The 12,740-nt window shown below is 56.4% G+C and carries 12 protein-coding genes; 3 read left to right on the forward strand and 9 right to left on the reverse strand.

Annotation, left to right across the window (positions count from 1 at the left end; all coding sequences use genetic code 11):
• Positions 1-7 precede the first annotated feature (7 nt).
• From ACEWZM_RS13800 to ACEWZM_RS13840, 9 genes are all read right to left on the reverse strand, one after another.
• Complete coding sequence (locus ACEWZM_RS13800; protein WP_414006980.1) at positions 8-880, reverse strand: SMP-30/gluconolactonase/LRE family protein; 873 nt, start codon at positions 878-880, stop codon at positions 8-10.
• On the reverse strand, positions 870-1,481 hold the full coding sequence (locus ACEWZM_RS13805; RefSeq protein ID WP_414006981.1) for a 2-dehydro-3-deoxy-6-phosphogalactonate aldolase: 612 nt from the start codon (positions 1,479-1,481) through the stop codon (positions 870-872). The genes ACEWZM_RS13800 and ACEWZM_RS13805 overlap by 11 nt, the downstream gene beginning before the upstream one ends.
• A complete protein-coding gene (locus tag ACEWZM_RS13810; RefSeq protein WP_414006982.1) occupies positions 1,478-2,455 on the reverse strand; it encodes a 2-dehydro-3-deoxygalactonokinase in 978 nt (325 codons plus the stop codon). Before ACEWZM_RS13810 ends, ACEWZM_RS13805 begins: the two co-directional genes overlap by 4 nt.
• Positions 2,452-3,222 carry an SDR family NAD(P)-dependent oxidoreductase gene (locus ACEWZM_RS13815; RefSeq protein ID WP_414006983.1) on the reverse strand — a complete coding sequence of 257 codons (771 nt, stop codon included), beginning with the start codon at positions 3,220-3,222 and terminating at the stop codon, positions 2,452-2,454. The genes ACEWZM_RS13810 and ACEWZM_RS13815 overlap by 4 nt, the downstream gene beginning before the upstream one ends.
• A complete protein-coding gene (locus tag ACEWZM_RS13820; protein ID WP_414006984.1) occupies positions 3,222-4,937 on the reverse strand; it encodes an IlvD/Edd family dehydratase in 1,716 nt (571 codons plus the stop codon). Before ACEWZM_RS13820 ends, ACEWZM_RS13815 begins: the two co-directional genes overlap by 1 nt.
• Positions 4,934-7,000, reverse strand: a complete 2,067-nt coding sequence (locus ACEWZM_RS13825) for an alpha-galactosidase (RefSeq protein ID WP_414006985.1) — start codon at positions 6,998-7,000, stop codon at positions 4,934-4,936. Before ACEWZM_RS13825 ends, ACEWZM_RS13820 begins: the two co-directional genes overlap by 4 nt.
• Positions 6,997-7,845 carry a carbohydrate ABC transporter permease gene (locus tag ACEWZM_RS13830; RefSeq protein ID WP_414006986.1) on the reverse strand — a complete coding sequence of 283 codons (849 nt, stop codon included), beginning with the start codon at positions 7,843-7,845 and terminating at the stop codon, positions 6,997-6,999. The genes ACEWZM_RS13825 and ACEWZM_RS13830 overlap by 4 nt, the downstream gene beginning before the upstream one ends.
• Entirely contained in the window at positions 7,845-8,783 is a 939-nt protein-coding gene (locus ACEWZM_RS13835) for a carbohydrate ABC transporter permease (protein WP_414008042.1), read from the reverse strand. Before ACEWZM_RS13835 ends, ACEWZM_RS13830 begins: the two co-directional genes overlap by 1 nt.
• A gap of 161 nt (positions 8,784-8,944) precedes the next feature.
• Positions 8,945-10,195 (reverse strand): ABC transporter substrate-binding protein, encoded by a 1,251-nt coding sequence (locus ACEWZM_RS13840; RefSeq protein WP_414006987.1) that lies wholly within the window; start codon positions 10,193-10,195, stop codon positions 8,945-8,947.
• A gap of 135 nt (positions 10,196-10,330) precedes the next feature.
• Here ACEWZM_RS13840 and ACEWZM_RS13845 point away from each other — a divergent pair, with 135 nt between their 5' ends.
• From ACEWZM_RS13845 to ACEWZM_RS13855, 3 genes are all read left to right on the forward strand, one after another.
• Positions 10,331-11,122, forward strand: coding sequence for an IclR family transcriptional regulator (locus tag ACEWZM_RS13845; RefSeq protein WP_414006988.1), 792 nt, complete (start codon positions 10,331-10,333; stop codon positions 11,120-11,122).
• Positions 11,123-11,140: 18 nt separating this feature from the next.
• The gene (locus ACEWZM_RS13850; protein WP_414006989.1) at positions 11,141-12,202 is read left to right on the forward strand and encodes an ABC transporter ATP-binding protein; all 1,062 of its coding nucleotides are present in this window, start codon (positions 11,141-11,143) and stop codon (positions 12,200-12,202) included.
• 214 nt (positions 12,203-12,416) lie between these two features.
• Complete coding sequence (locus tag ACEWZM_RS13855) at positions 12,417-12,686, forward strand: DksA/TraR family C4-type zinc finger protein (RefSeq protein WP_414006990.1); 270 nt, start codon at positions 12,417-12,419, stop codon at positions 12,684-12,686.
• Positions 12,687-12,740: the final 54 nt, after the last annotated feature.

Raw genomic sequence — 12,740 nt, forward strand, 5'->3', positions numbered from 1 at the left:
GGGGTCCTCAGAGAATGACGCGGTGTTCGCGTTGGCCTTTGGCCGATGTTTGAACGGTATAGGTCTTGCCCGCAGCAGGATCATCTAAGCCGTAGGCTGCGGTTGTGATGAAAAGTTGCGAGAAAACTTCCCCGCCTAAAGCTGGGCAAGACGCCTGAGCGGTAGGCACCGGGTAGATTTCTTCCAATGTGCCATCGGTCGCATAGACTGCGACGCGGCCGGCGCCCCATTGGGCATTCCAGAACCGGCCCGTTGCATCAACGATGGCACCATCTGGGCCAAAGTTTTCTGTGCTGAGGTCAAGAAAGACGGTTGCCTCACCCGAGGGCCAACCGTCATTGGCAGCAAGAGGCTGCCGCATGATTTGGCCGGTGGTCGTGTCTGTGAAGTAAGCGCAGGATTTGTCAGGCGCGAAACAGATGGCATTGGTGATTGTCTGTTCACTGATAAGTTGGCGAAGCTCGCCCATGTAGTAGCGATAGATCGCACCCAACCCCGGTTCGGCCTCATAGCCCATCGTGCCAATCCAGAACCCACCCCACGGATCCGCGCGCCCATCGTTTGACCGGGTCAGAGGCTGGTCTGCCTCCAGGTCAATCAGGTGAGTTCGGATACCGGTGGTGATGTCAAATCGCCAGAGCGCGTTTGCGCTTGCCATGATGAGGGTTGATTTATCTAGCCAACCTGCAGCAGAGACGCAATCGTCAAAGGTCCAGCTGCGCTCTCGCCCTGCCTCAACCGTCAGGAGGCGTTTTTCTAGGATATCAAACCAGAATAACTGTGCTCTCATTGGGTGCCAAAGCGGTCCTTCTCCCAAAGTACAACACGTCTCGTTGTAGACTTGAGCCTGCACAGGATTCAGCACGGGATCACGTGACATCGAACGCTTCATCATAGGCAGCGATGGTCTCTGCCGCGATGCGGGCGACATCCTCGACCGAGCGGCCGGGTTTGTAGAGCGACGAACCCATGCCAAAGCCCGTGATGCCGACCTGTTGCCAGTCAGCAAAAGCGTCTGGACCGACACCGCCGACTGCAAATGTTGCCGCATCTGCGGGGAGTACGGCCTTGAGCGCAGCAAAGCCATCCAGTCCCAGCTTGAATGCCGGGAAGAATTTCAACCCGTCTGCACCGGAACGTAGCGCTGCGAAGCATTCGGAGGCTGTGAAAACACCGGGATAGGACTGCATGCCAGCCGCTTTGGTGGCGCTGATGACATCGGGGTTGCAATCTGGCGAGACGACCATTTGCGCACCGATAGCGGAGAGTTTGGCAACCGCATCTGTATTCAATACGGTACCGGCCCCGATTGTGGCCCGACCGGCAGCTTGGTCCAGCATCGCGGCAATGCTGTTAAACGGGCTGGGTGAATTCAGTGGGACTTCAATCTTGGTGATCCCTGCGTTGATCAGCGCATCGGTCATTGGGCGGGCTTCTGACGGGGGCATGCCACGCAGGATAGCAATGATGTTTCGGCTCATGGGTGTAGGCTCTTTTTCAATTGGTCATATGCGGCACAAAGACCGGCAATTGTCAGCGTTTCGGCATCCATTCGGGCAGGCTGGCACCCCTGACTCGCAAGGGCGGTTTCATAGTGGCGTGCAAGTGTATCTGTTCCGAGTATCGCGACTGGCTGGTTGGTCCAGTAGTCGCGCGTCGCGGCAAGCTCAGCCCCGATCAATAGCCCCGAAAGCCGGGCGCGTCCGATGTCTGGACCGTCACCCGACAGCAGTGCGTTTGCACGTACCCCGAACAAAGCTGCTGCGATGCTGACCGGATCGGTGATTGCGTCTTCGACGGCTGTCGTAAAGGTGTCTGCATCCCAGCCGTCCTCTGACACGCAATGCCGCAATACAGACTGCCGTTGCAGCAGGGCGAACAACTCACCAGTCATGAATGTGGTGAAGGCTGTGATCTTACCGTTCTCCAGCCTTGCCCATTTACTGTGTGTTCCGGGTAGGCAGATTACCTGTGCAGTGTCTGTTCGGGCGTCGCGTGCCAGAAAGCCAGCGATCTGCGTTTCTTCGCCGCGCATCACATCGGCTGGTGCTACATTTTTGACTCCTGGCAACAGATAAACCGATAGGCGTGGATCTAGTACGCGTGGCTTTGTTGCCTCGGAGATACCCGGGGGTGTGCAGGGCGATGTAGCATATTGCGCCTCTGCCCAGCCTTGCCTGGATCCGGCCATCCCACAGCAGACCACCTGGATCGGAGAGGTCGCAAGCTCACCTTTCTCGGGAAGGTGATCGGCCAATAACTGAAGCAGGGTCGGTTCATAGTCGGCGGGCGGCAGGCTGGACATGCCACGATCAGAGAGGATGCGATGCATCACCTTGTTCTGGTCGTCCATAAGCCATAGCCGCAGATGGCTCGTGCCCCAATCCGCTGCAATCCATGCTGGTACGGGCATTGCGGTGGTCTTGTCTGGAGTGGAGGTCGGATGCGCCGTCATCCTGTCACCACAACCCCGCCGTCAACCACCAGAGTCTGGCCGGTGATCATGCGGCTTGTCGCGGAGGCCAGAAAGAGTGCCGAACCAACGATGTCCTGCGGTGCAAGGTGATCCTTTAGGCACTGGCGTTCTAGGTGTGCGGCGAGCGCATTTGGTGTTGCCCATTTGTCCAGTTGCTTGTCTGTCAGCACCCAGCCCGGTGCGAGGGAATTGATCCGGATACGGTCGGATCCAAATTCGCGTGCGAGGCTGCGGGTCATGCCATTGATGCCGGAATTCGCAGTGGTGTAGGCTGGGTAGCCGTCATTTCCCATCATGTAGCTAATGGAGGTGAAGTTAACGATGGATCCACCACCTACAGTCTGCATACCGGGTAACACTGCCTGACAGGCGAAAAAATAGGCCTTGAGGTTGATGGCCTGGGCCCAATCCCAGAAGTCTTCGCTCACATCCAGTGTCGCATGGCGCTGATCGTTGGCCGCGTTGTTTACCAATTTGGTGATCGGACCATGAGCCGCAGCGGCTTGTTCGATGGCGGCCTTCAACGACGGAATATCTGTGATGTCACAAGGGATGAACAAGGGAAGATTGCCAGTCTCACTCTCCATACGATCCACAAATTCAGAGGCATCAGAGCGCCCGACAAAGGCGACTTTTGCGCCTTGGCGCAGGAATCCTTCAGTCAGGGCTGCGCCAATGCCGGAGCCGCCGCCGGTGATGAAGACGGAGGCCCCGTCTAGGTCGGGGAAGGTTGCGGTTGCGCTCATCAGTGGCTCTCCCGTGTGACGGGGCGGGTGTCTTTGCCCACCAGGAAATCAAGATCCGCGCCCTGTTCAGCCTGTAAAACGCTGTCCACGTAAAGCTTCGCATAGCCGCGGGTGTAGTGTGGCGGCTCTGGTTGCCAGGCCTCCCGGCGTACGGTCAGGTCTTCTTCAGTGACCATCAGATCGAGTGTTCCATTCTTGGCACTCACCTTGATGTGATCACCAGTTTGGACGAGCCCCAATGGCCCGCCTGCTTGCGATTCAGGAGATACATGCAGGATTACCGTACCAAATGCTGTGCCGGACATACGCCCGTCTGAAATACGGATCATATCGCGGACGCCTTCCCGCACCAATTTGCGGGGGATCGGCATATTGCCGACCTCGGGCATCCCTGGATAGCCTTTTGGGCCAACACCTTTTAGTACCAGAATACTATCTTTGGTGACCGGCAGGTCGTCGCGGTCGATATTGGCCTTCATGTCTTCGATGGTTTCAAACACATGGGCGACGCCTTCGTGCTCAAGCAGGTGGTCAGACGCGGCCGATGGTTTCACAATAGCACCATTGGGGGCGAGATTGCCCCGCAGGACACGCAGGCCGGCCGCGGGTTTCACCGGATCATCAAAACCCTTGATAACATCGTCATTGAAACACTCGGCGCCATCGGCATAGGCATGGATGTCGCCACCCAAAACGGTGGTATTGCTGCGGAGATGGCCAGCGTCTGCCAACTGTTTCAGAACAACCGGCATGCCGCCAGCATAGCAGAAGTCCTCCATCAGATATGTGCCGGACGGCATGCAATTAACTAGGAGGGGTATATCACTGCCCAGTCCAAAATCATCGAGCGTAAGTTCAACACCCACACGGCCAGCCAGAGCCAATAGGTGCACGACAGCGTTGGTGGATCCTCCGACCGCGGCATTTGCAAGGATTGCGTTGATGAATGCATCTCGGCTCAGAATATCTGATGGTTTCAGCTCTTCTTCGACCATCTCGACGATCCGCTTACCCGTCAGATGCGCCAACGCCATGCGGCGCGCATCAACAGCGGGCAGGGCAGCATTGGTTGGCAGGCTCATTCCCATCGCCTCAACCAGGGAGGCCATGGTCGAAGCGGTGCCCATCGTCATGCAAACGCCTTTGGAGCGGCTCATGCCTGACTCTGCGGCCATGAAATCTTGCAGCGTCATCTCACCGGCGCGCACGGCTTCGGAGAACTTCCAGACATCCGTTCCGGATCCGATGTCTTTGCCCTGCCATTTACCGTTCAACATGGGGCCAGAGCTGACAACAATTGCCGGCAGATCGACCGAAGCGGCACCCATCAGTTGGCCTGGTGTTGTCTTGTCACAGCCGCCCAGCAATACCACCCCATCGATCCCGTAGGCGCGGATGGATTCTTCGACGTCCATCGCAAGGAGGTTGCGGAACAACATTGCAGTGGGTTTCATCTGGGTCTCGCCGAGCGACATAACCGGGAATTCAACCGGGAAGCCACCGGCTTCCCAAACGCCACGTTTTACACCCTCGGCCAAATCGCGCAGACCTGAGTTGCAGGGCGTCAACTCGGACCAAGTGTTGCAGATGCCAATTATGGGGCGACCATCAAAGGCGTGATCGGGAAATCCTTGGTTCTTCATCCAGCTGCGGTGAATGAACCCGTCTTTGTCGGGCTTGCCATACCAGGCGCGGCTGCGACGGTCTTTGGTCATAGTTTTTCTCCTTCGATCACCCAGATCGTTTCAGGAAATTGCCAGGGAAGAGTCAGCCCGTGCTGCAACAGGATTTGGCCACTGAGCGTCAGCGCTCCGTCCTTCAGCGCGGTGCGGCTTCGAGAAAGATGGTGCAGCTCATCGCGGTTGACGAGATCAATCCGGTAGCGAGCATCCGGGTCTAGCCCTGTCAGGAGTAGCGGACGCGGCATAATCTGATGAGACGTTCGTGCCTTGCCCGCAAAAACCACGAATTGCGCACCATCAGCCGACAGTTGCTGTTCAGCGATGATGCTTGGGTCGGACGCGTCAAGCCGTAGGATATCGGCCCCCATGCGCCATGCGCGGTTGCTTTTCCACCAGGCCGTGACCCGTGTCAGCACCTCGGTTTCGTCATCGGTGAGCTCGCGAGGGTCCATCTCGAACCCCATGTGGCGCTGTGCGGCCACCCAGGCACGCATTCGTATGTTCATGGTTCGCCCCGACGTATGGCAGGTGCGTGGGCCAACATGCGAACCTGTTACAGGCATTGGCAGCAAAAGCGCGGCATCATGTTGAATACGCAAACGTTCCAACGCGTCATTGCTGTCTGACAGCCAGATCCGCTGCGTCAGGCTCAAAATACCCGCGTCGATCCGTCCACCACCAGAGGCACAGCTCTCAATTTCTACCTTCGGGAATTTTGCCCGCAATTCGTGTAGGAGTGCATAAATCCCATCAGCCTGTGCCGCATCGGCAATGGGCAGCAAACGATTGTGATCCCATTTGAGGTAGTCGATGTGGTTTTCGCTCAGAATCATCGACAGTTTATTTATCAGATGCGCGCGCACTTCATTCTTGGATAGATCCAGCACGCGTTGTTGCCGCCCCTCGACCTGATCGGTTGGCCCGAGGATCCAGTCTGGGTGCGCGCGGGCCAAATCGCTATCAAGGTTCACCATCTCTGGCTCGACCCAAAGACCGAAGGTCATGCCAAGGCTTTCGACATGTTCGATCAGTGGTGTTAGCCCTTCAGGCCACTTGCGATGGTCAATCTCCCAATCGCCCAGCGAGGAGGTGTCGTCATTCCGGTTTCCGAACCAACCGTCATCGAGCACAAAACGCTCTGCGCCAAGCTCTGACGCCTGATTGGCAATCTCAGTCAGCACAGGCAGATCATGATTGAAATACACCGCCTCCCAGCAGTTGTAGTGTACTGGGCGTGGTGTCTCAGGTTTGGGCCAATCAACCAAATGATCGCGTAGCAGACGTTGAAACGCAGTGGCACAACCATTGAACCCGGTTTGTGAGACCGCGAGATAAAGCGGCGCTGTACGGAATTGCGTACCCTTTCTCTGGGTTCCAGTGGCATGGCCCCATTGAATTTGGCGTCGCCCCGAAGGCAGTTCTTCCGCCAGCATTACATGACCGCCAGACCAACCGTAGTGCATAGCAAAGACGCATCCTTGGGTATTTCGTGCGCCGGTTTCAGGAAAATAGGCCAAGGATGGATGTTCATGCCCGGATCGACCTAGGCGCGCTTCACGCTTATGGATGCCTGGGCGCCAGTCTGTACGCTCCATCTGAAACTCGCCAATCCAGCGGCCCGAGAAATCGACGATCTCTTGTGCCATCTGCGGCCCCGGCAGTACGGGGGCTGCCAGGTGATGCAGGGTAATCTCCTTATCGCTGACGAGAGTGGTCGTTGCTGCAATCGTCTCGCCTAGAGCCTCAAGGTCAAAGAAAAGCACTAACCCCAGATCGTGGTCGCGACAGGTGAACCGGCCGTTATCGGCTTTTTCAAGTTGGAAACGTGGATAAAGTGGCGCTCCGTCGCGATAGGCAATCAAACCCGGTTGCCCCTCAAACGACATAGATGTCTCAGGGCACAGCGATAGGGGTGGTAAACGGTCAATCATCCCGCCGGTCACCTCCTGTTCGCACGCACTGGCCATCGCTGCGAGTTCCGTCTCAGGGTGCAGCGATGGCCCCCAGTAGATTGCACTGGGAATGCCGCCATCGGATGATAGAACCAGCGTCTGACCCGGCGCATCGATCCGCCATAGCTGCGGGTCTGACCTCATTTAACCGCTCCCAGGGTCAGCCCTGCGATGAAGTGGCGTTGCATCAGGAAGAACATGGCAACTGGTGGCAGTGCAGCGACGATGCTACCTGCGCTCATCAAGTGATATGCGGCCCGATATTGCGCGTTGAAGGAGGTGATGCCTGCCGTGACGGGCTGGCTCTCAGCCCCTTGTGTCAAGACGACGGCCCAGAAATAATCGTTCCAGATAAAGGTAAAGATCAGCACGCTGAGAGCGGCGATTGCAGGCTTCATCAATGGCAGAACGACGTACCAGAATATCCGCCATTCCGCGACGCCTTCGACGCGTGCGGCTTCGATCAGCTCGAAGGGCAGTGCGCGAATAAAGTTCCGCATGAACAACGTGCAGAACCCTGTTTGAAAGGCGATGTGAAACAGCACGAGTCCGGTCTTGGTATTGTAGAGGCCCATGTCCAGCGTCAGGTCGCGTACGGGGACCATCAGAATTTGGAAGGGTACAAAATTGCCCGCCACAAACATAAAGAACAGCAGCAGATTGCCGCGGAATTTATAGACCCCGAGTGCAAAGCCGCTCATGCAGGATAGCGCCACAGCACCAATTACCGTTGGTACCGTGATCAGCACTGAATTCATCAGATAGCGTGGCATGTCCGATCCGAAGAAGACCTTGCCATAGTTGGCGGCCCCCTCAAATGATGATGGCATGCCCCAATAGTTGCCGGTGGTGAAATCGGCTTCGGGCTTGATGGAAAAAATAGCTACAGCGATCAGCGGAAGCAGCCACATGATGAGTGCTGCTGGCACCAGTGCCTGATACGTGGTCTGCCAGCCGCGGGAACTGTTCTGGATGGGTTTGGGAAACATCAGCGCGCCCCTTTGTCGTCTTGGTACATGGACCATAAGAAATAGGCGATGAAACACAGCATGATGAGGAACAAGACCACCGCGATTGCCGCGCCATATCCCATGCGAAAACCGTATTCAGACAGCGCCTTTTCGAACATATAGAAAGACAGTACCCGGCTGGAGCCGAACGGTCCGCCATTGGTCATGATTGAGATCAGGTCAAAACTACGCAGCGCACCGATGATAGTCACCACAAACGCGACAAAGGTCGCCGGGCGCAACTGCGGGATGATGACATACCAGAGCATCTTGGCTCCTTTTGCACCATCCAGCCGCGCGGCCTCGACCTGTTCGGGATCCACTGCATTCAAGCCGGTGAGATACAGGATCATGCAATAAGCGGTCTGGGGCCAAAGGCCTGCTGCGATGATGCCATAGGTCACCAGAGTCGGGTCGCCCAAAACATTGATCGGGCCAAGGCCGACCCAGCCCAATACCTGGTTGAGCAAGCCAAATGTCGGATCATAGAACCAACTGAATACTAGGCCGACAACCACCTGGCTAATCACAAATGGAAAGAAAAATAGGGATTTGTATAGGCGTATGCCAGTCACGGTTTGGTTTAGAAACAAAGCTATGAACAGGCCGGCAGGGATCGCCAGTAGATAGAGCAGCAGCCATTTGAGGTTGTTCCACATGGACACTTCAAAAGCGCGGTCATCCATCAGCTCGCGGTAGTTTTCCATACCGATAAACTGAGGTTCGCCCAGACCATCCCAGCGATACAGAGATAGGTTGAAGCTCTGCAGGATCGGGAAAATTACGTAGAATAGAAAGAAGATGACGCCGGGCGCCAGAAATAGCCAAGGCGCAAGCGTCTGACGGTTACGCCGCAACCAACTGTCGCGGCCACGGGGTGAGGCGGCGGGCGATCCGGTTTCTGGCGTTAGGTTCATCTGAGCCACGGGAAATCTCCCTTAGTGTGTTCTGAAGCGGCGTTGGAAAATTTCCGACGCGAGCAACCAGCATAATGTACTGCTGCAAGGTTCAATCCGAAGGGCTGACAAGGCCGATCAAATTGACCGGCCTTGTTACTAAACTTGCGTGCTGGCAGTGATCAGTAGACCCGGTCGCGTGCCTTCTCCAACCGGTTCAGGATGTCATCCAGATTGTCTGGGAACACCATGAATTCCTGAAAACCCTCCATAGCGATGGACGCCATTTCAGCCGGCGCGTCGCGATCAAAGAACTGGGCGATGCCGCCGGGCGCGTTCGACGAGAGCATCTCAAACCCCTGGTTCAGCATTTCATCGTCGTCCACTGATGAACCGGAGTTGACGGGCAGCTGACCCAGGGCATCGCCGCCGTTGATCTTGGTCTGATTGTCGGCAGAAACAACGAAGCGCAAGAATTCACGCGCGGCTTCTTTGTTTTGCGAACCGGCTGGAATGTGGAACGTGTCGGTCGGTGCATCTTCGGCCAATTCAACATCTGGGTTGATGTTTGGAAACTGGTAGAAATCCAGCTGATCAGTGCCAAGACCGGCCTCGCGCAGTGGTGCGACCGCAAAGTTGCCCATTAGGTAGGCAGTGGCCTCACCCTTTACCATGAACGGCAGAGCTTCCTGCCAGCTGTAGGACTGGTGGTTGTCGATAAAAGCGCCCATGTCGATCAGCTCGCGCCAGTTCGCAAAGGTCTGTTTTACCCGATCATCAGTCCATGCGATTTCGCCATTGGTCAGGGCCATGTGGAAGTCATAGCCGTTTGTGCGCATGTTCAGATAGTCAAACCAACCGCCGGCGGTCCATAGAAACTTTGTCCCGATGGTGAAGCATTTACGGCCGGAATCGATGATCTTCTGGCAGTTGGACTTGAAGCTCGCCCAGTCGGATGGCTCTTCCAGGCCAAGTTCATTGTAGATGTCTTCGCGGTAGTAGACACCCCACTGGTAGTAGGTATAGGGCACGCCCCATTGCTTGCCATCCAATGTCATCGCACCCTTGGTCGAGGCCAGCGCGTCGGCGATTTCAGGCTCGGACCATAGGTCGCTGATATCCTCAAACAGACCAGCAGATACATAGGGTCGCATACGGTTTGCGGCGTACCAGTTGGCAACATCCGGTGGATTGGCGGACAGGAAGTTGCGGATTTGAGTTTTGTAGGCTTCGCGGTCGATGACGGTCAACTCCACCGTCAAATCCGGATGGAGGGCGTCAAAGTCCGCCGCCATTTGCTCCATCACTGCGCGGGGCGCAGGATTGGACATATCTGAGAAAATCTTAAGCGTACCGCTTAGCTCGGCCTGCGCTGAGGTCACCAGTCCAAGGCTGAGTGCTAGCCCGGCAACTGTTCCTTTCAAAGTCTTCATGACGTCCTCCCTATTGACGTGGTTTGTTTGGTTTCACATAATGGAACCAAATTCCAACTATTGAAACTATGAACGCCCTACGCTAAGGATGTCAACAGTTACATCGCCCCGATTGGGGCGTGAGAAAGGATGGCGATGACAGGACCCATTCCCCAGTCGCGAGAGGCGGATGGCACAGTCGGCAAGGCGTTGGCGGTGCTTGACCAGATTGCAGAAGCCGGTAGACCCCTGCGATTTGGCGAGGTGTTGGCAGTATCCGTGCTTCCCAAGGCTACGCTTTATCGGCTGGTTCAGACCCTGACCAATCAGGGCATGTTGTCCTATGATGAGACCCATCAGACATATACGCCCGGCTTGCGTCTGGTTCGGCTTGCGCATGCCGCCTGGCGGCAAAGTACGTTGGCTCCTGTGGCACGGCCATATCTGGACAAGCTTTCGCAGGATGTCGGCGAAACCATTCACCTGGCTCAGTTGGACCGGGGGCAGGTACTCTATGTTGACAAACGCAACGCCGACACACCGATTGAGATGTTCAGCCAGGCCGGAAAGATCGGGCCGGGCTATTGCACCGGTGTCGGCAAGGCTATGATAGCATATCTGTCGGCAGATGCGCAGGCGGATGCAATCCGCAGGCAGGCGTTCTTCGCCCATACACCGCATACTCTGTCCTCTGCGCAGGCGCTGCTGACTGAACTTGCTGACGTTCGCCGTGATGGTGTTGCCTTTGACCGCGAAGAGCATGAGCCGGGCATTATTTGTATCGCTGCACCGATCTTGTCGGAAGCGGGTAAGGTCATGGGAGGGCTGTCGATCACGTCCTCCCTGCAGCGCCAGTCGCTGGTAGGGTTGACCGCCCTGCGCCCGGCCCTGTTGCAAACCGCTCAGGACATCGCAACCGCTGCCGAGACCTGGCAATTTCCAAGTTAACCCAAAGGGAGAAGACGCATGACAGGGGTCACGTTGGCCAAGGCCGTCAAAAAATATGGTGACGTTCAGGTGATCCATGATGTGGATCTCACCATTGAAGACGGCGAATTCTGCGTCTTCGTTGGCCCGTCGGGCTGCGGAAAGTCGACGTTGTTACGGATGGTGGCAGGGTTGGAGGAGACCAGCGGCGGCAGCATCCATATCGGTGATCGGAATGTGACCCTTCTGGATGCTGCAGACCGCGGCGTTGCTATGGTTTTCCAGTCCTACGCGCTTTACCCACACATGACCGTTGAAGACAACATGGGGTTCGGGCTCAAGATGAACGGACACCCCAAGGAGGTGATTAAGGAAAAAGTCTCCGAAGCCAGCCGGATTCTGAAATTGGGAGACTACTTGAAGCGTAAACCGAAGGCCTTGTCAGGCGGTCAGCGACAGCGTGTCGCCATTGGTCGCGCGATCGTTCGTGGGCCTGATGTGTTCCTGTTTGATGAGCCGCTCTCAAACCTCGACGCGGAGTTGCGCGTGGACATGAGGGTAGAGATTGCGCGCCTGCACAAGGAAATCGGCGCGACGATGATCTATGTAACCCATGATCAGGTCGAGGCGATGACGCTTGCAGATAAGATCGTCGTCCTGCGAGCAGGTCGTGTCGAGCAGGTCGGTAGCCCGATGGAGCTATATGGGGATCCCGACAATCGGTTCGTCGCGGGTTTTATCGGCTCGCCCAGTATGAACTTTCTGCAAGGCACAGTGTCCGGTGGGGCGGTCGCTGTCCCGGCGCTAGGCGGACGAGAGGTCGAGACCTCTGTCGCCCTGCCTGTTGATGGCGCGCCGGTATTCGTTGGCCTACGACCGCAGCACCTATCGGTTGCTCCCCGGGACAATGATCTGATCCTTGATCTGCGTGAGCGGTTGGGAGGCGTATCTTATGATTACCTGCGTAGTACTACGGGCGAAAAGATCATTGTGGAAACCCGTGGTGATGAGGCGCTGCCGGAAGGCACGGCCGTTGCCTTGGATTTCGACGATAAAGACGCCTACTTTTTCGATGGCGTGACGGAGCAACGTCTGCGCTGATCTGAACGGCCCTAGCAAAGACCCAGGCCGGGGCCGCATATTCATGGTTCTGCGATGCGCCAATTGTAATTGCATCAGACCTTGATCAGGCTGACAGAAATACGCTCTCGTTAACCTTGCCGAAGGTGTCTCTTATGGAGTTAAGCAACTCATCGTGACCAGTCGCGCTGAACAGATATGCTATGTGGGGAGGTACGAAGATGGGAGAGAGGCAATGGCTGGAGGATGGGCTAGGGACGGCGCGGTAAGCGAGCAGATCGAAGCGTCAATTAGTGACGAACTTGCACGTCTAAAATCTAGGGCAACTCCGGTCGGAGAGAGCCTCACGCATTGTGCCGATTGCGACGAACCGATCCCGGAGGCGCGGCGCAAAGCCATTCCAAGTATCAAGCTATGTATTGACTGCCAGCAGGATCGAGACGGGGTGCAGAATACACGCGCAGGCATCAATCGGCGTGGCAGCAAGGACAGTCAGCTGAAGTAACAGGGCGCAAAAATGCAAAGGCGCAACCTACCAGTTGCGCCTTTAACTCTGTTT

It is taken from the genome of Phaeobacter cretensis (assembly GCF_047372505.1).
Classification (GTDB): Bacteria; Pseudomonadota; Alphaproteobacteria; order Rhodobacterales; family Rhodobacteraceae; genus Phaeobacter; species Phaeobacter cretensis.

Excerpts from the sequence above, each read along its gene's own strand:
- ACEWZM_RS13800 (WP_414006980.1), bottom strand. The coding sequence starts at position 880 with ATGTCACGTGATCCCGTGCTGAATCCTGTGCAGGCTCAAGTCTACAAC.
- ACEWZM_RS13805 (WP_414006981.1), bottom strand. The coding sequence starts at position 1,481 with ATGAGCCGAAACATCATTGCTATCCTGCGTGGCATGCCCCCGTCAGAA.
- ACEWZM_RS13810 (WP_414006982.1), bottom strand. The coding sequence starts at position 2,455 with ATGACGGCGCATCCGACCTCCACTCCAGACAAGACCACCGCAATGCCC.
- ACEWZM_RS13815 (WP_414006983.1), bottom strand. The coding sequence starts at position 3,222 with ATGAGCGCAACCGCAACCTTCCCCGACCTAGACGGGGCCTCCGTCTTC.
- ACEWZM_RS13820 (WP_414006984.1), bottom strand. The coding sequence starts at position 4,937 with ATGACCAAAGACCGTCGCAGCCGCGCCTGGTATGGCAAGCCCGACAAA.
- ACEWZM_RS13825 (WP_414006985.1), bottom strand. The coding sequence starts at position 7,000 with ATGAGGTCAGACCCGCAGCTATGGCGGATCGATGCGCCGGGTCAGACG.
- ACEWZM_RS13830 (WP_414006986.1), bottom strand. The coding sequence starts at position 7,845 with ATGTTTCCCAAACCCATCCAGAACAGTTCCCGCGGCTGGCAGACCACG.
- ACEWZM_RS13835 (WP_414008042.1), bottom strand. The coding sequence starts at position 8,783 with ATGAACCTAACGCCAGAAACCGGATCGCCCGCCGCCTCACCCCGTGGC.
- ACEWZM_RS13840 (WP_414006987.1), bottom strand. The coding sequence starts at position 10,195 with ATGAAGACTTTGAAAGGAACAGTTGCCGGGCTAGCACTCAGCCTTGGA.
- ACEWZM_RS13845 (WP_414006988.1), top strand. The coding sequence starts at position 10,331 with ATGACAGGACCCATTCCCCAGTCGCGAGAGGCGGATGGCACAGTCGGC.
- ACEWZM_RS13850 (WP_414006989.1), top strand. The coding sequence starts at position 11,141 with ATGACAGGGGTCACGTTGGCCAAGGCCGTCAAAAAATATGGTGACGTT.
- ACEWZM_RS13855 (WP_414006990.1), top strand. The coding sequence starts at position 12,417 with ATGGCTGGAGGATGGGCTAGGGACGGCGCGGTAAGCGAGCAGATCGAA.